The sequence below is a fragment of the Enterobacter cloacae complex sp. 370H10 genome (genome assembly GCF_050031535.1).
GTDB classification, from domain to species: domain Bacteria; phylum Pseudomonadota; class Gammaproteobacteria; order Enterobacterales; family Enterobacteriaceae; genus Enterobacter; species Enterobacter intestinihominis.
Map to the genome: position 1 here is coordinate 2,831,369 of NZ_JBLGWG010000001.1, position 17,963 is coordinate 2,849,331.

The 17,963-nt window shown below is 53.3% G+C and carries 20 protein-coding genes and 1 pseudogene; 2 read left to right on the forward strand and 19 right to left on the reverse strand.

Annotated features, from left to right (window positions below):
• Window positions 1-63: 63 nt before the first annotated feature.
• The 3 genes from ACQG2Q_RS13900 to ACQG2Q_RS13910 form a co-directional block, all read right to left on the reverse strand.
• Window positions 64-1,332, reverse strand: a complete 1,269-nt coding sequence (locus ACQG2Q_RS13900; RefSeq protein ID WP_271079879.1) for a Y-family DNA polymerase — start codon at window positions 1,330-1,332, stop codon at window positions 64-66.
• Between the two features lie 2 nt (window positions 1,333-1,334).
• Window positions 1,335-1,754, reverse strand: coding sequence for a translesion error-prone DNA polymerase V autoproteolytic subunit (locus tag ACQG2Q_RS13905; protein ID WP_032657156.1), 420 nt, complete (start codon window positions 1,752-1,754; stop codon window positions 1,335-1,337).
• A gap of 179 nt (window positions 1,755-1,933) precedes the next feature.
• Window positions 1,934-2,242 (reverse strand): hypothetical protein, encoded by a 309-nt coding sequence (locus tag ACQG2Q_RS13910; RefSeq protein WP_142977116.1) that lies wholly within the window; start codon window positions 2,240-2,242, stop codon window positions 1,934-1,936.
• Window positions 2,243-2,378: 136 nt separating this feature from the next.
• Here ACQG2Q_RS13910 and ACQG2Q_RS13915 point away from each other — a divergent pair, with 136 nt between their 5' ends.
• Both ACQG2Q_RS13915 and ACQG2Q_RS13920 read left to right on the forward strand, forming a co-directional pair.
• Entirely contained in the window at window positions 2,379-3,452 is a 1,074-nt protein-coding gene (locus ACQG2Q_RS13915; protein WP_096216747.1) for an acyltransferase family protein, read from the forward strand.
• Entirely contained in the window at window positions 3,449-4,564 is a 1,116-nt protein-coding gene (locus ACQG2Q_RS13920) for an SGNH/GDSL hydrolase family protein (RefSeq protein WP_199004918.1), read from the forward strand. Before ACQG2Q_RS13915 ends, ACQG2Q_RS13920 begins: the two co-directional genes overlap by 4 nt.
• Window positions 4,565-5,643: 1,079 nt before the next feature.
• Here the strand turns inward: ACQG2Q_RS13920 and ACQG2Q_RS13925 are convergent.
• From ACQG2Q_RS13925 to ACQG2Q_RS14000, 16 genes and pseudogenes are all read right to left on the reverse strand, one after another.
• A pseudogene (locus tag ACQG2Q_RS13925) lies at window positions 5,644-6,063 on the reverse strand (hypothetical protein); the annotation flags it as partial.
• Window positions 6,064-6,120: 57 nt separating this feature from the next.
• Window positions 6,121-8,604 carry a host specificity factor TipJ family phage tail protein gene (locus tag ACQG2Q_RS13930; protein WP_096216896.1) on the reverse strand — a complete coding sequence of 828 codons (2,484 nt, stop codon included), beginning with the start codon at window positions 8,602-8,604 and terminating at the stop codon, window positions 6,121-6,123.
• The gene (locus ACQG2Q_RS13935) at window positions 8,546-8,983 is read right to left on the reverse strand and encodes an NlpC/P60 family protein (RefSeq protein ID WP_096216895.1); all 438 of its coding nucleotides are present in this window, start codon (window positions 8,981-8,983) and stop codon (window positions 8,546-8,548) included. Before ACQG2Q_RS13935 ends, ACQG2Q_RS13930 begins: the two co-directional genes overlap by 59 nt.
• Entirely contained in the window at window positions 8,976-9,446 is a 471-nt protein-coding gene (locus ACQG2Q_RS13940) for a hypothetical protein (protein ID WP_426759223.1), read from the reverse strand. The genes ACQG2Q_RS13935 and ACQG2Q_RS13940 overlap by 8 nt, the downstream gene beginning before the upstream one ends.
• A complete protein-coding gene (locus ACQG2Q_RS13945; protein WP_096216894.1) occupies window positions 9,446-9,940 on the reverse strand; it encodes a hypothetical protein in 495 nt (164 codons plus the stop codon). The genes ACQG2Q_RS13940 and ACQG2Q_RS13945 overlap by 1 nt, the downstream gene beginning before the upstream one ends.
• Before the next feature lies 1 nt (window position 9,941).
• Window positions 9,942-12,884 (reverse strand): tail protein (tape measure), encoded by a 2,943-nt coding sequence (locus tag ACQG2Q_RS13950; RefSeq protein WP_271079878.1) that lies wholly within the window; start codon window positions 12,882-12,884, stop codon window positions 9,942-9,944.
• A 12-nt stretch (window positions 12,885-12,896) separates the two neighbouring features.
• Window positions 12,897-13,568: a DUF6246 family protein gene (locus ACQG2Q_RS13955; RefSeq protein WP_096216892.1), complete on the reverse strand. Its 672-nt coding sequence runs from the start codon at window positions 13,566-13,568 to the stop codon at window positions 12,897-12,899.
• Between the two features lie 57 nt (window positions 13,569-13,625).
• Complete coding sequence (locus tag ACQG2Q_RS13960) at window positions 13,626-14,369, reverse strand: Ig-like domain-containing protein (protein ID WP_096216891.1); 744 nt, start codon at window positions 14,367-14,369, stop codon at window positions 13,626-13,628.
• 62 nt (window positions 14,370-14,431) lie between these two features.
• Complete coding sequence (locus tag ACQG2Q_RS13965) at window positions 14,432-14,815, reverse strand: phage tail termination protein (protein ID WP_032608745.1); 384 nt, start codon at window positions 14,813-14,815, stop codon at window positions 14,432-14,434.
• Complete coding sequence (locus tag ACQG2Q_RS13970; protein ID WP_032646322.1) at window positions 14,812-15,252, reverse strand: hypothetical protein; 441 nt, start codon at window positions 15,250-15,252, stop codon at window positions 14,812-14,814. The genes ACQG2Q_RS13965 and ACQG2Q_RS13970 overlap by 4 nt, the downstream gene beginning before the upstream one ends.
• A gap of 2 nt (window positions 15,253-15,254) precedes the next feature.
• Window positions 15,255-15,605 carry a hypothetical protein gene (locus ACQG2Q_RS13975; RefSeq protein WP_096216890.1) on the reverse strand — a complete coding sequence of 117 codons (351 nt, stop codon included), beginning with the start codon at window positions 15,603-15,605 and terminating at the stop codon, window positions 15,255-15,257.
• Window positions 15,605-15,778, reverse strand: coding sequence for a 50S ribosomal protein L13 (locus tag ACQG2Q_RS13980; protein ID WP_096216889.1), 174 nt, complete (start codon window positions 15,776-15,778; stop codon window positions 15,605-15,607). Before ACQG2Q_RS13980 ends, ACQG2Q_RS13975 begins: the two co-directional genes overlap by 1 nt.
• Complete coding sequence (locus tag ACQG2Q_RS13985; RefSeq protein WP_426759224.1) at window positions 15,775-16,158, reverse strand: DUF7370 family protein; 384 nt, start codon at window positions 16,156-16,158, stop codon at window positions 15,775-15,777. The genes ACQG2Q_RS13980 and ACQG2Q_RS13985 overlap by 4 nt, the downstream gene beginning before the upstream one ends.
• 2 nt (window positions 16,159-16,160) lie before the next feature.
• The gene (locus tag ACQG2Q_RS13990) at window positions 16,161-16,424 is read right to left on the reverse strand and encodes a hypothetical protein (protein ID WP_096216830.1); all 264 of its coding nucleotides are present in this window, start codon (window positions 16,422-16,424) and stop codon (window positions 16,161-16,163) included.
• An 11-nt stretch (window positions 16,425-16,435) separates the two neighbouring features.
• Window positions 16,436-17,518 carry a major capsid protein gene (locus ACQG2Q_RS13995; protein WP_045363924.1) on the reverse strand — a complete coding sequence of 361 codons (1,083 nt, stop codon included), beginning with the start codon at window positions 17,516-17,518 and terminating at the stop codon, window positions 16,436-16,438.
• Window positions 17,519-17,529: 11 nt separating this feature from the next.
• Window positions 17,530-17,961, reverse strand: coding sequence for a hypothetical protein (locus ACQG2Q_RS14000; RefSeq protein WP_096216829.1), 432 nt, complete (start codon window positions 17,959-17,961; stop codon window positions 17,530-17,532).
• Window positions 17,962-17,963: the final 2 nt, after the last annotated feature.

A 17,963-nucleotide genomic window follows, 5' to 3' on the forward strand; every position in this document is an offset into this window, starting at 1 on the left:
TTCATTTTATATAATGATATTATATTTCCATACTATAAAAAACAAACCATCCATTTGAAAAAACTACTTAACTATGAGCAGATCAGAGTATCTCGTCGTGTACCGCGGTGACAACATTTCTCGCTTCATCTGCCATTGCTGCTGAATGCCCTGCCCGGCAAAATAGAGTGTGCCTTTTCCATCTTTAGCGTTCAGGTGATCGAGAACTTCCATCAACCTTTCGCTGCTGGCCCGCGGCGCGTTCTCATCGAAAAGATTCAACTGAGCCACACCTTGACTGAAGAAGTCCCCGAGCATAATGCCGGCTTTCTGGTACCGGTGACCATCCTTCCAGATTTTGTCCAGGCACTTTACCGCAGCGTTGATGATGTCGCGGGAATCCTGAGTGGGGGTGAGAAGCTTCATGGACGCACTGTTACCGTAATACGGCTCATTAAGCGCAAAGGGAGAGGTTTTCACGAATGCAGAGATAAAGCGGCAGTACTGATGCTCGCCGCGAAGCTTTTCGGCCCCACGCGCTGCATAGCTGCAGATAGCCTGCCGCATCTGTTCGTACTCAGTAACGCGTTCGCCAAATGACCGGCTGCACACGATTTCTTGCTTTGCTGGCGCGAACTCCTCCAGATCAAGACAAGGCTCGCCGCGCAGCTCACGCACTGTTCTTTCCAGCACGACGTTGAAGTGTTTGCGGATAATCCAAGTGCTTTGTTCTGAGAGATCCAGAGCTGTTTTAATGCCCATGGCGTTAAGCTTCTTACTGATGCGCCTGCCTACGCCCCATACATCCTCTACTGGCACCAGGGCAAGGAGTCGGCGCTGGCGATCGATATTGGACAGGTCCACTACCCCGCCCGTCTGCCGCTGCCATTTCTTGGCGGCATGATTTGCCAGCTTAGCGAGTGTTTTTGTCTGCGCAATGCCAACCCCGACCGTCAGATGCGTCCGCTTCAGAACCGTAGCGCGGATCTCTTTTCCAAAGTCAGTCAGGTCCCGGCAGTTGCGAACGCCAGTCAGGTCGCAAAAAGCTTCGTCGATGCTGTAAATTTCAACGCGAGGGCTCATTTCCTCCAGCGTCGTCATTACCCGGTTCGACATGTCGGCATACAACTCATAGTTGCTGCTGAAGCAGACAACGCCAGCGCGCCGGAATAGCTCTTTCTGTTTGAAGAATGGCTCGCCCATCGTTATGCCTACCGCTTTGGCTTCCGCGCTGCGCGCGATTACGCACCCATCATTGTTTGACAGAACGACCACCGGCCGCCCTCTCAGGTCGGGTCTGAACACGGTCTCGCATGATGCGTAGAACGAATTCACATCACAGAGCGCAAACATATTCAGCTCGCCGATTTGACGATGAAAGTCACGACACCGAAAACGTCGAGAGTGTCCTCGCTACCGACAATAATCGGTGAGTAAGCGCTGTTCATGGGATTGAGTTGCACAGTAGGGCGCAGCTGCAGGCGTTTAACAGTGAACTCCCCTTCCACCGCGGCGATGACGATATCTCCATGCTCAGCAGTCCGGGAGCTATCAACCACCAGCAGATCGCCGTCGCTGATCCCGGCCTCAATCATCGAGTCGCCGGCAGCTTTTACGAAATACGTAGAGCTGGGATGGGACACCAGCAACTCATTGAGATCAATACGCTGCTCAACGTAATCAGCAGCCGGGCTGGGGAACCCGCATTGCACCAAATCGCTGAAAAGCGGGATAGCAATAATTTCGCGTAACTCTGCCGGTCTGAAGAACTCCATGATGCATACCTCAAATACTGTTTTTATATACAGTAGTTTTAACTGAGGTACTGATCAAGATGCCCGTTCGTTTCTGTGCGGCTACTTCCTAGCCGCTTCGTTTCTAAGCCTGTAACGCTATTAGCTTTTTGATATTTGTAAATTTCAGCAGGAAGAGTGTCGATTGCTCACTTTGGGTACTACATGAAGGGGTTTTCGTCTGAGGAAACCGGGTAAATGGTATGCGTAACTACACCAACCAGGCGAACATCATCAAGCGCATCGCCTTCGATGGCCTCACCGTCATCAGTGATGAGCGCGTCACCAGCCCAATATGCATGCTGCTGGCGACCACAAAACCAGATGAGCAATGTGTCTTCACGCTTAAACAGGATTCTACTTTCAATGACATCATAGCCTTCAGACGTTTCGACAATACGTGCAGAAGGATGAGCGAATGGCTCTGCGGCCGCAAAAAAGTCGGCGTGCATGTCTACTGTGCTTGGCATGATCACCTCACATATCAACTGTACATAAACACAGTATTATTAATGTTGGTAGGTAGGTCAATGTTCAAACCAAAGAGAATGATCGGATTACTCTTAGCTGTTAAAATCACTCGCCTTTTAACAGACAAGAAAGTTGATGATGATTGCCAACATTCAGTATTTGCGGTTTCTGGCCGCCTTCCTCGTGATTTATGCTCACGCAAATCTTGCCGTTTATGGCATTACCCCACAGATAACAAACCTTGGTGGTGTTGGTGTTGACATATTTTTCATCATCAGCGGTTTTATCATGCCGTACATCATTTACGGCGGGCTGTATAAGGATGGCATGACGCCAAAATTAACGCCGCTGGGCTTCATAAAGCGCCGCATAACTCGCATATGGCCTTTGTACCTTGTGGCAACACTAGTCGTTGTGTTCATATCATGGCTGGTTGATTCTGGTGCTATATCCAAACCTACTGCAGATTTTGCATATATCTTCAACGGCTCGCGGCTAGACCTCATGTGGATCATCAAAACGATGACGTTCATGAACTTCGACAAGCCACCAATTCTTGGAATCGGCTGGACTTTGCAGTTTGAATTCCTGTTCTATTTCTTGCTTGCGGGTCTTCTTGCGATTGGCATTAAAAAAGCCAACTCACTCGAGTTTTATTCAGTCTGCGCCCTGGTAATTTTCGGCGCAGGTAACGCCCTGGCTCACGGTGAAAGCAAAGTTCTGGTAACTCTGTCCAGCCAGATGTTTATCGAATTCATCCTCGGTATGTATCTTTACCGCATGTACTCAGCAGGATGCGTCCTGCCGAAGTGGCTGGCGTGGGTAGGAATTGCTTCTTTCTTCCCGCTTTTTGCTTTCGCTAACTCGGGTGTTTTTGCTTATAACGATTATTCCCGACTGCTGACATGGGGCATCCCGGCGTTCGTGATTGTCTGGTCGGCTCTGAGCCTTGAAGGGGTTATTCCTCACAACCGCACTTTCTTGCTGCTTGGCGACTCATCTTACAGCCTGTATCTGTCTCACGGTATCTCAGCGCCGGTATTTCTGTTTATCTGGACGCAACTTGGCCTCGATAAGACAGTGAGCATAGTTCCTTATGTTATCGTCTATTACATCTACTGCCAGGTTATCGCCCTTGCCTGCTATAAGTTTATTGAAAAGCCTGTTAATGGCTGGATAAAGAAAAAAGCATACGGAAAAGCTAAATGAAAAAATTAATTATTGCTTCACTATTGTCTGTGTCATTTTGTGCCGCAGCTGAAATACCAGCTGCACCTGATGACTACACGACGTGCACGGATGTAAAGTGCAGCAACTACATTGTGAATAAGTTTAATATTCACCCTTCTTTCTTTGGTGGGAAATTCGTTTATTCGGATACTATTTACGCATCTGAGGATTTTAAACGCGAAAGACTACTGTTCAGGCCTACCGGCCCGGTCATGATGTTCAATCAGACTACCGGTGAGCTCTATCATAACGGTACCGATTTCAGGGTATCAGGCGACAAAATAGCAATCCCTGATGGCTCTGCTATCCCGGTAGCTAAATCAGGATTTAAAAAGCCGCTGAAAGAAGATGAAAACTTTAACATCAACGTTACGACTGAATACCAGAAATATCAGATTTCGGCGTCTTACAAGAAGGCAGATCGCCTTTACCTGAAAATGAGTGGCGGGGTTACAGACTTACGTAATTACGTTAAAAGCCTGCAGGAAATGAAGGTGACGTATTACGGGGATAGCATTACTTTCGGAGCGAATGCCAGCGACATATACTCAGAACCACATCAGCCACCATATGTCGGACTGGTGTCTGCTTACATGTCTATGATGAAGGGCGGCAAATATCATTACTACAACCCATCGGTGCCGGGATGGACCTCTAATAACGCCTACTACAGCACTGACGGAAGACTCACGAAGCTTGATTCTGATGTTTATATCATTTCTTTCGGTATGAACGATTCGAATGATCTACCGCCAAAAGAATACTATTTCAGCATCGATGCCCTGATAAAAAATATCAAAAGCAAAAATAAGCATGCGCGAATCGTACTGCTTTCTTCTACCCTTCCGAATCCTGAGTGGGTGCTGCCGAAGAAAGAGTATTTCCCGCTATACAGCGAAGAGTTGAAAAAGTTATCTCTGAAATATAATCATGTGACATTTGTCGATATAACAAACGTCTGGGTTCAGATGCTTCAGCGCAAAAACATCTACGCTATTACAGGTAATGGCGCTAACCACCCTGCCGATTTTGGTCACAGGGTGATCGCAGAAGCGCTGCTCACAGCCTTCCTTGGCGATGACTTCTCTTAAACAACAATTTTCAGGAAGTTTGAAGCATCTTTATAGATGGTGCCCGCAGGGGCACCGGATATTTCATCAAGTGTTTTAACATTTTTCAAAGCCACCATTCCATCAGCTGATAGTTCAATGCTCTGCGCTCCGTTGTTCATGTTGATCTTCAAGGTTCCTACCGCGCTCCCTCCATTAGTGCTGGTCCATTCAAGAGAGGCTATGTCGAGCCCTGTATCAGTGTTAGATGTTCCCTGAAGCTTTATTTTTGCACCGCCACTTCCAGTGATTCTGAAAGCGGCGTTAGTGCCGTTGGGCATCGCAACATCCAATGGCTCTTTTGGGTCTAACGTATGAACGCCAACAAACGGCATATCAGTAACACCACCACCTGCCGCCTTTGCCGTTATCGCAGGCACGACAGAATTGGCAAAGATTGCCACGGATTTAGTGCTTGAGTTTACAGCTTGGTTGCCGGAGTTAATGCCAGATCCGATGACAATAGCACCGCCGTATGCCTGAGCATAACGACCAACGGCAAACGCACCATCACCCGCTGCTCTCGTTGAGTGACCCAGCGCTGTTGCGCCAATTCCATCGCTTGCCACCCCTCCCGGGTCAGTAGTGAATCCCGCCCTGGCCTGAGTAAAGTACCCTGCTGCAAATGCAGCGCGCGAGTTGGCTTCCGTTTCTTCGCAGAGCGCTGCAGACTTTGCGCCAAGGGCAATGACATTTTTCCCGAATGCAAAAGAACAGTACCCTTCAGCATTTGGTGAGGTGATGTCATCCGGGTTACCTGTCGCGCTGCCAGCACCGCCAGCCAAGGAAGCCACCCCATAGGTCACACAGTCATGACCAAATGTTGCGGTATAAACTGCAAAAGATGCCCCATTTCGGCCAAATGAAACAGAATAGTCACCTATGTTTGCAGGATCACCCCATGAGTTTTTAGAGGGCAGTCCGCGCCAAAAGTCTTTTTCGTCGTCAAGTGGTTCGAGATCAGATCCGCCTACGCGTAACCAGCCCTTAATCTTATCAAACGCCCAGATCAGCCCCCGCGTTAAACTCGAACCGGAAGGAATTCCATAGTTAACCTTTTGACCGGTGAGCTTCAAACCATCGCTTTCTGCAAGGTCTGAGCGCAGAGTAGCATCTCCTACACTGAGCCACTTTCCTACCCCTACGCCACCAGCAGAATCTGGCGTTGAACCAGCAGGAACGTCTTTTGGAAATGCACCATCCCAGCGGTAGTATTCGCCTGTCGCCTCAAGGCGAAGAACCTGGTTAGGGAGGGTGAGCGTATTTCCATCTTCAAAGCTATCCAGAGTGATGTAGCCAAATGCGGCAATAGCCTGCTGCGCAAGCCAGCGCATGCCTTCAATGGTGTAATGCTGCACACCGAATCGGTCGGTGTATGTCCACCCCATCGATGTAACGAATTCGTCAATTTTCCCCGCGTTGAATTTCAGGTCGCGAGGTGATTCACTTGGTACAGCATCTTGCGTCGGTTGCGTAGCCATATTGATTCCATAAAAAAACCCGGCGCAGTGGCCGGGTTGAGGTGATCGGGATAGGTCTTATTGGTAAATCAGATCGCTGTACTCAGCGAGGGTTAACGCAGTGCTGCCCTTTCCGTCTGGCTGTTTTGCAGTAATCGTCCATCTGCCTGCATCGAGTTCTTCTGATGTCGCGATGGCGTACCTGGATGGTGATTGAACATCTACCCCATCAAACAGGTTGAGCTCGATATTCGGGATAGCTGCCGTAAAGCCGAACGCAGTATCAGCACGCGGAGAAGCCGGGTATCGCGCAGTAGTGGCGCCGGATGAATCCGTGACCTGCACAAACATGGTTCCGGAGAAGTTGATTCGTTCACTCGTCTCGAAGTCATTCCCGACCCGCGACACGATATAACCGGCCTGCTGGTTGGTGTCGTATGTGTCCGGCACCTGCACCATATCGCCGATGTTCACCCATTCTCCGTCTGCCATAGCTGTGATCTGCATGGTCATACGAGAGTAGATGAGTCTCTTACATTCCCGAAGCGCTCGTTCATCGGCCTGGAAGCGATTCCTGACGTACAGCATTTCGAACTTCTTCGCTTTGGCCGGCGATCCTTCAATGATTGAATTGCCGGATATCCGGTACCTGACAAAGTCCTGCTTATTGGTGTCCGGGTTACGATACTGCACCTCCACTCCATCATAGCCGCCAGGCAGTGTCATGTCGTAGGAGAGCGAGTAGCCATCAGGCCTGGTGTTCGAGCGGTTGAATATGGTGGCCGCAGACGTCTTTTTGCTATCTCGGGTGAATGACAGCACGCCGTTGTCGTCGTAAACCGAGACGCTGGCAGCGTCACAGATGGTCTCCATGCGCGAACCGAGCGACACATCCTCATCGTCAAACGTATAGTCGAAATACCCGAGTCGCGGGTCGATAGCATCAATTTCAGCCTGGATCTGGTACAGACCGTAAATATCAATGCTCAACTCCGGCTGCTGCCCGACGACCAGCCAGTTAAACAGCGCAATATCTGCAAACTTGCGCGATGGCCTGAGCGTGTAGTCGACCTGCTGCGTCGTCATGTTGTAGCTGATGACGTGGCGGGTGATTAGCGCGTTGTACTTCCTGTCTCGCCCGCTTGTGGCGTTCTCTGTGGCCCGGACCTTGACCATCACCAGTGAATCTTCAGCGTGAACGACGTTCGTCCTGACGTTTACCGCATGAATCTCTTCGACCTGCAACTTGCTCGCGTCGCTGCTGTTATCGGTCCTCTGGAAGGTAATAGCATAGCGCCCAAACCCGCCAGCCGGGGTAAGTTTGTCGGTCCGGTTAAACGTCTCCGACATGTAGTCGTGCGGCGTTGTCTGCCGGTAGGTGAACGTCTGTTCAGTTCCGGGGATCAGGTTGTTGTCATTGTCCACTTTCCAGATGTTGACCACCCAGTTCGTTTCGCTGTTCCCGCCGAGCCCGGACTGCGTATGCAGCCACAGCTGACTTGAGGGTATCGGCGAGAAAAACGGACCGACGATCAGCGCGGCGTTATCGTTCAGGATGAACTTGGTTGTGTTGATTGTTGCGTCCTGGATTGGGATTGACGGGCCATTCAGGTTGTCGAAAGTGAATGTGTAATAGTAAACAGGGCTGACTACTGACCCATCGTTAGTCTCCGCGAAGCTGATGAGCCTGCCGGAAAGCGTTACGTCTTCCGTGCGCGTCCCGCCGGTGATTGGGTACGTCACGTTGATAGTGAACGTGACCGGGTGCGGGAAAGTCAGGTCAGCGAAGTAGTCAAAGTCTGCCTGTTTAACGATTTTCATCGCTATCTGGCCGCCAGCATACACGCCACTGATGACTGTGTTTGCTGTTGCAGTCTCGATCGGGAAATCGTCGCTCTCGTTTAGTCCTGGCACCTCCTGCCCGTCGACATCGTCGAACTGGTAGCCCTCATTCACAATCGGAATGACATCTCCCGGCTGGTAAATTGTGTAGCTGGCGCCGGCCATAGAACCAAGATTCGATTCTGAGAAACGCACAGACGTTACATCGTATTTCCCCAGACCGAATACCATCAGCTCAGTGATGTATTTCAGGTTGCTGATATATTCGAATAGCGACTCCTGAGCCAGATCCGGAAAGGAACGAACCTGGCCGAAATTGTCCGGCTTCGCCTCGCCATTGCGCGCTATGTTCGTCTGCCCTTTCAGGCTGTTGTTCGGAGAGGTTTTGCTGTTCCCGCTGGCTGCGTTGGTGTTTGGCTTCGGCATCAGCGAAGACAGCACCTTCTGGGTGAACTTTATCGGGTTGAAATGCTCAAGCGGGTTTAGCAGCGTGCCGACAAGACCGCCACTTTTCGGCTGGTCGAAAATGATTACCCGGTCGTCGTCCTGAAGTGCAAACTCCATCTCATCATCAGGCTGCAGTTCTTTGCCGTTAACGTTGATGCGGATATCGCAGTGAAAACTTTCCTGCTCCAGCCACTCCGAAAATACGGTGCCGGATTTAACTACCGCCCGGTCCTTCGGCATCCCCGGAACGCGCTGAATCTCGATTACCGGCATAGGTGTAAAACTCCACTCTGGTGAATAACTTCTGAATGGTCCTGATTGCGTCGAACCGGACGTGTCCATTTTCCCCGCGGCTGTGCAGCGCGCGACCGTCGACAATCAGACCAACATGCACCGGCTTACTGCCAACCCAGGCAACGAAGATCCCGCCTTCGATGAACGTGGCTGCAGGCTGCCAGAAAACGACATCAGCGTCATAGCACGTCATGAAGTCGCGCCCGGATTCGTAATCTGGTGACTGATGAACCTCGATCCCCAGAACGTGGCGGTAATAGAGGACCACCAGACCCCAGCAGTCAGCAGCGTCAAAGCTGCAGGCTCGGTTACTCCATGGGATGCCCTCAACCCGCGAGATGAAGTCGTCTTTAAGCATTCTGGAGCCCCGGATATTCTTCGACGGTGTACAGCCGCCCGACGTTACGATTGAGCGGGTTGACGCGCGTCAGGTTGCAGGTAACGTCCTTGTCGTCCATCGAGCAGTCACTGACGTAGAGCGTCCACGACTTGATGGCCGTGGACATATCTGCTGCGTCAAATTGCTGGTATGTCGCCGAGATAGGCGTGATGCGCGAATAGGCTTTCCACTGTTTGAGCTGTTGCTTGAAGTCCTGCGCCAGGCGGCCAAATTTGACGGTGCTGTCGAGGATGGGCGTGTTGCTCTGCTGGCTTTCTGTTAACTCCATTCTGCATGGTGTGTAGACCTGACCGCCGAGCGTTTTGGGGAAAATCTGGTTATTAACGAGCCTGATATAGCCAAAGACCGGGCTGTAAAACGTGATGGTTTCGTACAGGATTCGGTTTGGCCTTCGGCTCTGGAATTCTCTGAGCGTCGGCATTATGGCACCTTCGGTAAACTCTCCTGGTCGCGCCCGTCAGGATAGCCCGTGACAATGATATCCAGCCATGAGGCCCATGGTGGCGGCAGCTCAATGATGATGTCGTCAAACTCGTCATCAGAGTTAACCAGCTCGCGCGCAACGACATCACCGCTCCACGTGAAAATGGAACCGGACTGCGACCATGACGGCCAGGAGAGAAAGTGTAATTCCTGCACCTCTACGCCTGTGTCTCCGGTCCCGGTGCCAAGCGGCATCGTGAACCACTGATTGCAGTTGTCGAGGTAGTTTGGGCTGCGCAACCACTGCATGAATGCCCGGTGCTGGTCCTGTGTGAAGATCCACGTCAACGAGAAGGAGGTCTTCAGGTCGTCGGTTAATTTCTGGAATACCGGCGCGCCGACCGTCGGCTGGTCGACGCGAAATCCGGTATCGGTGGTTGGCGATTTCCCTTTCTGTGCCAGTGGCAACCAGTCAGGGTACGGAATTGGCATGTTATCCCCTTGCTTTGCGTGGTGCCTGATGGTTTTGCTGGATGGCCTGACTCACTCGACCGCCGTTATTGATATCAGCCACAATCATATCGATGGTCACCCCATTGCCGTCCTGCGTGGCCTGGGCATCAACAGTCGCGCCGGTATAGTTCTGAATGTTGATAGTGACAGGAACAGAACTACCGCCAGCACCAGCATTCATTTGCTTGTTGCTGATGACATTGCCGTTGTCGCCAGGGATCATGTACTGGCTGCCATTGCTGGCCCGGTAGATTTCAGGCATACCGCCCTCACCCACCTGGTACATAGAGCCAGCCGATACCGGTCCGCCGTTCTTGCGCTTGCCTGCAATACCGCCAGCCATCGCCATAGCAGCAATCAGGGCAGCAATACCGATCGCCGCCGCACCGCCAAAAGAACCGATTGATGCGACAGCTGCAGCTGGCGTCCATACTGCCATTGTCGTCGTGGCCGCCGCGGTGCTTGCCGCAGTGGTTGTAGCTAAACCAGCAGTTTGCGCCGCAGTGGTTGTGGCAATCGCAGAGGTTTGCGCAGCAGCACCCATGACGGCAGATTTCACCCAGTCGACGCCCATCTGGACGAAGCCGTTAATCAGGCTATTCAGTGCATTGCTGGCGAGAGATTGCATTGCCTCCTGAGCCGACATGCTGCCAGTCAGGATCCCGGTAAAGGCATTTGATGCATTGCCTGCGAGAGAGTCAAAGCTCGCTGCCAGCAACTCATTACCCATACTCTGGTTGCGGAAAATCTCCCACTGTGCGGCGATGCGCGCCTGCTCATACTGTGTGTCAGTTGCAGCACGCAATGCCATGGCGTTCTGGTGAGTAATAAGCCCCTGTTGCTCGTATGCCTGAATAAGCGCGAGTTTCTTGGCGTTCTCGTTAGCCAGCTGCTGAACAGGGTCAACTCCGCCGACCGCTTCCTGCTGTGGCGTCACAGCCTGTTGAGACTGGATTTTCGCGAGGTTAGCCTGGTGCGTTGCCGCCAGTCGTTCTGAGGTCTGGTTGTGCTGTTCCTGGCTGATTTTCTTCGCAGCCAGCGCCGTATTCAGATCCTCAACATCCTGTTTGTAACTGGCGTTCTCAGCCGCTTCAGGGAGAAGCTTCTGTGCTGCAGCTTCAGCTTTGATGGCGTTGGCTGTATCCCATTTTTTTGCCGCATACTGACCTGCCAGCGCTATCTGCTCTTTAGTAGCTCCTTTCCCGAGCGACTGCTGCGCAGTCAGGATGGCCTGCTCGCGACTCAGCTTGTTCGTTGAGTCGGCGGCAAGTTCTGACTGCTGTTTCAGGTTCGCTAGCTTCTGAGCAATAGACTCGGCCTGTGATGCGCCTTTTTTCTGCTCGGACTGAAGCGTCTTCTGCGCCTGCGTATTTTTGTACGTAGCGGCAGCATCATCTTCCATCTGCTTGGCGTGCGGATCATCCTTCGCAAACCCGGCATCTTCGGCGGCGTATTGCGCCTGCAGCCGCGCGCGGGCCTCGCCCTGTAGTTTCGACAGAGCAAGGTTTCGCTCAGACTGCTTGATGAGGTTTTTCTGGCCGGAGGTCAGGTTGTCGACCTCTTTTTTCATTCCAGAAAGATTGATCTGTGCTTCACCAGCAACGCGTACGAGTTCGGTTAGTGGCCCAAGGAAAGTCCTGATTGCATCGGCACCGGATTTAGTCGAGCTTTCGGTGCTCTGGAGTTCAAGGACCAGTCTCTGAAGTGCTTCGGGCGTTGGGTTGTTCGCAACCTCGGAGAGTTGCTTGCTCAACTCGAATGCGCGCTGCTCAGATACGCCAAATTTATCTGCGAGCGTTGTTACTGTGTTCTGAATGGCGTTTGCATTGACGGTGAATTTCGCCCCTGCATTCCTTGCCTGCTCCATAGCTTTCGAATAGGTGTCTGCAGTTACGCCGACGGTCGAAAGGTTTTTATTGAATTCGTCAATCGACGCGATACCGCCTACGAATGAAGTTTTCAGCTTATCGGTGAAGCCAACAATAGAGTTTGACGCATCGTTGATTGATTTAGGGATTTTCGCAATGGCAGCGTTGTATTCAATCATTGCCTGATTTCTCAGGATGGTTGCTGCCTCTGCGTTAGTTCTTGCCAGGTTCGCGTACTTATCAGACAGAGCGGCTACGCCATTTTGGGAAATGGTGATCACCTTATCCATCGCTTCGGCTGCATCTTTCAGCGCGTCCATGGCGTTCTTTCCACCATTAAGCGATGTAATCAGCACGCCAGCGATGACAGAGCTCAGCGCGATCACTGCGCCAACTACCGCGCCGCCTGGACCAAACGCACCAGCGAGTTGCGAGCCCTGCTGGGCGAATGCTACCAATGCAGACTGCCCACCCTGCACCTGCACGATGAAGTCCTGAACCTGGTACCCGGCCTGCTGCATGCTGGACTTCCAGCCCTTGTTGCTGCCCATCGATGTGTCAGCAGCGCCTTTCATGTCGAACAGTCGCCCGGTCAATTCGCCGATCTTCTGCTTTTCTTCGTCTGTCGCTTTCGACCCGGCGCGCAACTGCGCAGCCAGAACTGCGGCACTTCGCGCGCCATTTTCCTGCGCCTCGTCAAGCACAGCCAGCTGGTTACCCAGCGCCTCGATGATGGATTCGGCACGGCTGAATTCACTGCTCGCGCCGCCTGTGCCGCTGCGGGCCTCTTCCATAGCGCGGGCAATGCCACTCACGTTGGTGTTAAGCTTGCGCAGCTGGTTGTCCATGGAGTTGGCATATCCAGCCAGTTCTGTAAACGCGGCCCCGGTTTGTGAGGTGCTCTCGTCGAGGTTATCCATGCCCTTTCCGGACTGCTGGGCCGCAGCATCCAGTTTATCCAGAGCATCAATGGCCTGTTTCCCGCCCTGCAGCAGCGGCTCAACGTCGGCGCTGATTTCATAAACGATGCTACCGGCGTTCTTCTCACCTGCCATGTCATTCTCCGGTTATTGCTTTGCTTTTGCCCTGCGTGCGGCCTGTTTAGCCAGGTACTCGTCGGCGATGCTGTCGTACTCTTCGCGAGTAAAGCCCTTCTGGTCAGGGTATTTCGCAGCCAGCAGCATCTGGAATTCGGTCATTGTTAACTGAGAGGCTTCGGCGCGGTTCATCTCAAAGTGGCTACGCGCCGCGCTGATGTAATCGAAGGCTTTAAATTCGTTCGTTCGCGCGCCCGTTTCGTGGCGCTGTAACTGCCGGACCTTGGCTTTTCCCACGACACCGTGCTGCATGAGGTGCTGCGCCAGCACGATGATGTCATTCTTCGGCATCTGGCCCTGGCGGTAGACGACGCAGTGTCGCCACCCTTTCCACTCGCCGATCATTGGAGTCAGGTCTTCCTCGCAGCACGCCTGCAGCACCAGCATGCATGTTGATAGCAGCTTCTCAGCGGCGCGATTGAATGATGGAGATAACCAGGCGGGGAAGTACCCCAGCGCGCCTGCGCACACCTCCATGAGCTGAGCGACATCATTGCCGTGGATGGTGGCGTACGCCTGCACAATCTCTTCGGGAGTGCCGATCCTGGTCATGGCCTCGAATGAAGGCCGTAGCAGGTAATCCTTCCCGCCTTCGCGGCTGTCGCTGATAGATAGTTCGCCAATATCGGTTAAAGCGGTCATAGGCCTTCCAGTAAACGGTCATTATCAAGGGCAGCACGCCGCCCTTTGGAATGTCCGTTAGGTAACGGTAACCGTATGCACGGCCACAAAGTTGCCGTCTTCGGTGTTGATGATGATTTGCGCGCTGCCAGTGGCGACACGCGTCACGGTAACGGTATTGCCTGAGGCGGTAGCCGTTGCCTTGGTCGCATCGGTAGTCGCTACAGTGAAGTCTTTGTTGGTAGCGCCGGTTGGTGCGATATTCACCGTGAAGGTGCTGGTACCACCTGCCGTGCCGGTGCTGGTTGCCGGGGTTACCGTCACGCCAGTCACCGCTACCGCAGTGATTTCGTTCACTTCGATAGTGCTCGCGTCACCGACTTTGAACTCAGTAGAGAACGTGACGATGTCGTTGGTGCCACCGTCAGAGCTCAGCGCCGTGATGTTCATGTAGCCGATGAATTCTACCGGGCCGTAGTCCATGCGCACCCACATACCCGGCTGGCGTTTGGCCTTCAGTTCGTCAGCGAAATACTTAATGAACTTGCCAACCCCGTACTGATCCAGTTTGTCCTTCTTGCGCACTTCGCCTTCAAAGCTCAGGGTGAAGTCACTGTTGGTGATGATGGTCTCGACATAGCCGCCGCCGTCATCCGCATCAGAGGTAACCGAGTTCGGGTTGAAGTCGAAGCCCTTCGACGTACCAGCGGCCAGCGCCTTCCACTCTGATTCGAGTGGTTTGACATCCGGGCATCCATCGGCGACTTCCAGCACGACCGCACCGCCGAACAGGCGCTCGTTCGAGTTCTGGCAATTAGCCATGTGAAACTCCTCTTTGACGTATAAAAGAAAACCCGCCGGAGCGGGTTATTTGGTTGGGATGGCTATTCGCCGTAAGTGCAGGCGAACTGGAGTCGGAAGACTATTCGCCCTTCTTCTGTGAGCACCGGCGCGGGAATTGCGCCCATGTTCTGGATGTAGCCGACGCACTCATCAGCCATGGGGTTGGCCTGGACGTAGTCGACGATGCGCTGCACGGCATTGAGCGCGTCTTTGCGCTTATCTTTCGCGCCGACAACGTCGACCAGGACGTGATACTCAGAGCCTAGGTCAGTTCGAATATTCGACCCGCCGTTTGGCCTGAAGACCATGATCGCCTTCGACAGGTCGCCAGGGTCGTCGTACATCAACTGCTGCACCGTGAATCCGGTCGTTAGCCCGGCGTCGCCGAACATGTTGCGCACCCGCTCGTGCATCATGGGTGTCATAGCGAAAGCTCCTTGCGCATCACCGCGTCAACGTTATCGCGCTCATCATTCGCGCCTTTGGTCAGGAATTGCGGCTCGCCATGCGGATCCCAGTAGTTGCCCGTTCCGGTCCCGCCTCCGAACTGCTGCCCGGAACGGGTCGTACCAAAGTGCGCGCGCGGCTGGCCTTTCAGCTTGCCTGACGCCTCATGGACGTACGCAGCATAGTTGGCTGAGTAACCTATGCGCCCGGTAATGAATACGCCGCCAGCGTCGATTTCCCGGAACTGGCTGTTAATCAGCGTAGAGGTGTCGATCGGAGTGTAATAGGCTGCCCGCGCACCGATGAGAATCATCGCCGACTGCAGCGCGCGAATAACCTTTCGCCCCTTAACGTCGTTGATGACATCATTCAGGTGCTTCTTCGCCTGGCTGATGCCCTTCACTTTGATGCCCATGGCTACACTCCGGTCAGGATGGCGTAATCATCCGCCAGTCGTTCAAACGTGTCGGCATAGCGAATAACTTGCCTCACCTCGTCGGCACCGGCCACAACCGGGTCCGCTTCGGTAGAAATGCCAATCAGCAGGTAATCACCGGCGGACGCCAGCGCGAACTCTGTCCAGACGGTGTTCTTAACGACGATTTCAGCGCCCATGCTGGCTAACTTCTTGCTGAGCCCGCCTTCGTAATCACAGAGGATTTGCTCAGGTTCGGCATAACCCAGCGGGTCGCCGTATTCGTCATTGCCTTCCAGCTTGCGCCATATGGTTGCAGTGGCGGTATAACTCCAGTTCGCTACCGATGACATCAGCCCTCCTTCCAGCGCAGCACCTTCGCTCCAGTAGCCCGGATGCGCTCACAGTTGATATGCCACTCGCCATCCGATTTCACGTAGCCGGTAGTCTCCCGCCCGGTGTCGGTCTCGACCCATACGCGGGTGAGCGGATTAGGCTTACTTTCCGACACTGATTTGTATTTCATCGGCAGCCCCCGACCACCATAAACAGGCCCACACTGTTGCCGGCACTGATCGGTAGTTCACTGGTGCAGCCGCTGGTATCCAGTTTCGCCAGCGAGTCGCGCAGCCAGGTGATACCGTCATCTCCATAATCGAACGAGCGCGACGCTCCTGATGGCGCCCCCTGCGATTTGATTCGCCGGGCACCGGAAGACGTCGCCATGAGCGCAGCGGCATACATCAGGATGAGTTTTGCGCTGCAGTCGTCATACCCCGCGCCGTCAAGGCACGGGATAATCTTGTTCACCATGCATAGAATCGGGTCCAGCAGCGCGCCGGGAATGGCATAACCCAATTCACCGAGGAACGCCTGCACGTCTGCCGCTGTGATTGGGTCAGCCATGGTTATTTACCCTTCTTCGATTTAGCGGTGGTCTCCGGCTGCTCCGGCTGCTCCGGCTGCTCCGGCTGCTCCGGCTGCTCTTCAGCATCAGAGCCAGGAGAGGCGACTTCAAGTACGCGATCTTCATCAACGATGATTTCAACCAACCCTGCACTCTTCCACCGATGCGCAGTGCTTCGGTCAACCTCTACTTCTGAACCAACCTCCAACTTGCGGAGATTGGCACCAGAGAACAGGTTATTGCCTGTTACTTTTACCAGTGCCATTCACTTTCTCCTTAGCTGCTCGCAAAGAGCACGCCGTGTTTCAGGTTGATGTCCTGCTTAACCATCAGACCCATTGCGCCCCAGGTACGCCAGATGAAGTCGCTGTTATAGAACTGACGCGGGTCCGCGACCGTACCAACGGCCTGTCCGGTGACTGGAGCGATCACCCCTGCAGCCAGAGGAACAACCAAAATCTGGTTTCCAGTCAATTCAGCGTCTTCTTTCACAGCGGCGATGCCGGAAAGTCTCAGGATTTCATCCAGGACTGTACGGGTCTTGTTCTGGGTATCGAAGTACTGCTCCCAGTTCGACATGATTTCACTGGATACATACCAGGTCTGCTGGCCATACTGATGGTTCTGCAGTTTCAGCACATCGCGAAGAGCGATCGCCCCCTTTCGCATGGCGTCAGGATCTGTGCTGGTTGCAAAGTTGATGTTCAGGCCTGCTGCGCCGAGATCGACCAGACCAACACGCTCATCAGCCTTTAAACCTTTCCAGGTCTTGCCATCGAAGGTTACGAAGTTGCCTTCTGAATCACGGAAACCGTTAAACATGTAATCCACGATTTTACGACGCACGTCATCAACAGAACCGCGCTGCGCATCAGACAGGGAAGCCAGGGCAGAACCTTTATTGAAGATCGGGTCACGCCAGTGGAACTTGAAACCAGAATCGTGCACCGGCACCATCGTGCCGTCGAAGCTGTACGCGCGTGCGTCAAGTGCCGCACCAATCTGTCCTGACATTGATGTGTGCGCCCAGCCACGACCGCCAGTACGAGCGTATTCATACACGGACTCTTCCAGGCGGACCGAGCGAGACAGCGGCATTAAGTCATTAAACAAGGTGAACTCGGTATTTGGCTCGAATTGAGCAAGAACGGTCTGGTCGTACGCACGGTACATGCGGCGAATATCGTCTACCGCATTCACCGCATCCAGATGGCCTTGCTCACCAAAGCGAGCGCGGGCGATGAAGTCAGCCACGGCCTGGGCGCTCATGTTGCGCGCCATCTCCAGCTCACGGAACTGTGCCTGGTTGACTTCTAGGTTACCGGTGCGTTCACCGATAGAGCGTGAAAATACAAGCATTCAGTTGCTCCTTACTTGATAACGACGCGCAGCAGATCGCCTGCAGCAACGGTGTACGCCGTGTCTTCTTCGACAAATGCGCGAATTGATTCATCGGTGCCTGCGGTTTTAACCTGGCCATTTGCGATGGAAAGCGGCTGTCCTTTTTTGTACGTGCCTGCAGCGGCGCGTACGTTGAGGAACATGCCCTGCATTGGATGAATGCCAACCACCAACTCATTCACCGGAATGGAGTCATCAACCGTCTGGCAGCGTAGATAATCAAAGTCAGCGATATAGAGGATCGCCTCTTCGTTACCATCAACAGACGCTGTGAACTTCCCAGCAGAGAAGAAGCCAACGGTACCTGGTTTAGTGGCGGCCGCCGCGGCACCTTCACGGTTAAGCAGCGGATTAGGGAATACGCCACCGGCGTGAATTACGTGTTTTCCGTCTTTAGCCATTT

Excerpts from the sequence above, each read along its gene's own strand:
- ACQG2Q_RS13900 (WP_271079879.1), bottom strand. The coding sequence starts at position 1,332 with ATGTTTGCGCTCTGTGATGTGAATTCGTTCTACGCATCATGCGAGACC.
- ACQG2Q_RS13905 (WP_032657156.1), bottom strand. The coding sequence starts at position 1,754 with ATGGAGTTCTTCAGACCGGCAGAGTTACGCGAAATTATTGCTATCCCG.
- ACQG2Q_RS13910 (WP_142977116.1), bottom strand. The coding sequence starts at position 2,242 with ATGCCAAGCACAGTAGACATGCACGCCGACTTTTTTGCGGCCGCAGAG.
- ACQG2Q_RS13915 (WP_096216747.1), top strand. The coding sequence starts at position 2,379 with ATGATGATTGCCAACATTCAGTATTTGCGGTTTCTGGCCGCCTTCCTC.
- ACQG2Q_RS13920 (WP_199004918.1), top strand. The coding sequence starts at position 3,449 with ATGAAAAAATTAATTATTGCTTCACTATTGTCTGTGTCATTTTGTGCC.
- ACQG2Q_RS13930 (WP_096216896.1), bottom strand. The coding sequence starts at position 8,604 with ATGCCGGTAATCGAGATTCAGCGCGTTCCGGGGATGCCGAAGGACCGG.
- ACQG2Q_RS13935 (WP_096216895.1), bottom strand. The coding sequence starts at position 8,983 with ATGCTTAAAGACGACTTCATCTCGCGGGTTGAGGGCATCCCATGGAGT.
- ACQG2Q_RS13940 (WP_426759223.1), bottom strand. The coding sequence starts at position 9,446 with ATGCCGACGCTCAGAGAATTCCAGAGCCGAAGGCCAAACCGAATCCTG.
- ACQG2Q_RS13945 (WP_096216894.1), bottom strand. The coding sequence starts at position 9,940 with ATGCCAATTCCGTACCCTGACTGGTTGCCACTGGCACAGAAAGGGAAA.
- ACQG2Q_RS13950 (WP_271079878.1), bottom strand. The coding sequence starts at position 12,884 with ATGGCAGGTGAGAAGAACGCCGGTAGCATCGTTTATGAAATCAGCGCC.
- ACQG2Q_RS13955 (WP_096216892.1), bottom strand. The coding sequence starts at position 13,568 with ATGACCGCTTTAACCGATATTGGCGAACTATCTATCAGCGACAGCCGC.
- ACQG2Q_RS13960 (WP_096216891.1), bottom strand. The coding sequence starts at position 14,369 with ATGGCTAATTGCCAGAACTCGAACGAGCGCCTGTTCGGCGGTGCGGTC.
- ACQG2Q_RS13965 (WP_032608745.1), bottom strand. The coding sequence starts at position 14,815 with ATGACACCCATGATGCACGAGCGGGTGCGCAACATGTTCGGCGACGCC.
- ACQG2Q_RS13970 (WP_032646322.1), bottom strand. The coding sequence starts at position 15,252 with ATGGGCATCAAAGTGAAGGGCATCAGCCAGGCGAAGAAGCACCTGAAT.
- ACQG2Q_RS13975 (WP_096216890.1), bottom strand. The coding sequence starts at position 15,605 with ATGTCATCGGTAGCGAACTGGAGTTATACCGCCACTGCAACCATATGG.
- ACQG2Q_RS13980 (WP_096216889.1), bottom strand. The coding sequence starts at position 15,778 with ATGAAATACAAATCAGTGTCGGAAAGTAAGCCTAATCCGCTCACCCGC.
- ACQG2Q_RS13985 (WP_426759224.1), bottom strand. The coding sequence starts at position 16,158 with ATGGCTGACCCAATCACAGCGGCAGACGTGCAGGCGTTCCTCGGTGAA.
- ACQG2Q_RS13990 (WP_096216830.1), bottom strand. The coding sequence starts at position 16,424 with ATGGCACTGGTAAAAGTAACAGGCAATAACCTGTTCTCTGGTGCCAAT.
- ACQG2Q_RS13995 (WP_045363924.1), bottom strand. The coding sequence starts at position 17,518 with ATGCTTGTATTTTCACGCTCTATCGGTGAACGCACCGGTAACCTAGAA.
- ACQG2Q_RS14000 (WP_096216829.1), bottom strand. The coding sequence starts at position 17,961 with ATGGCTAAAGACGGAAAACACGTAATTCACGCCGGTGGCGTATTCCCT.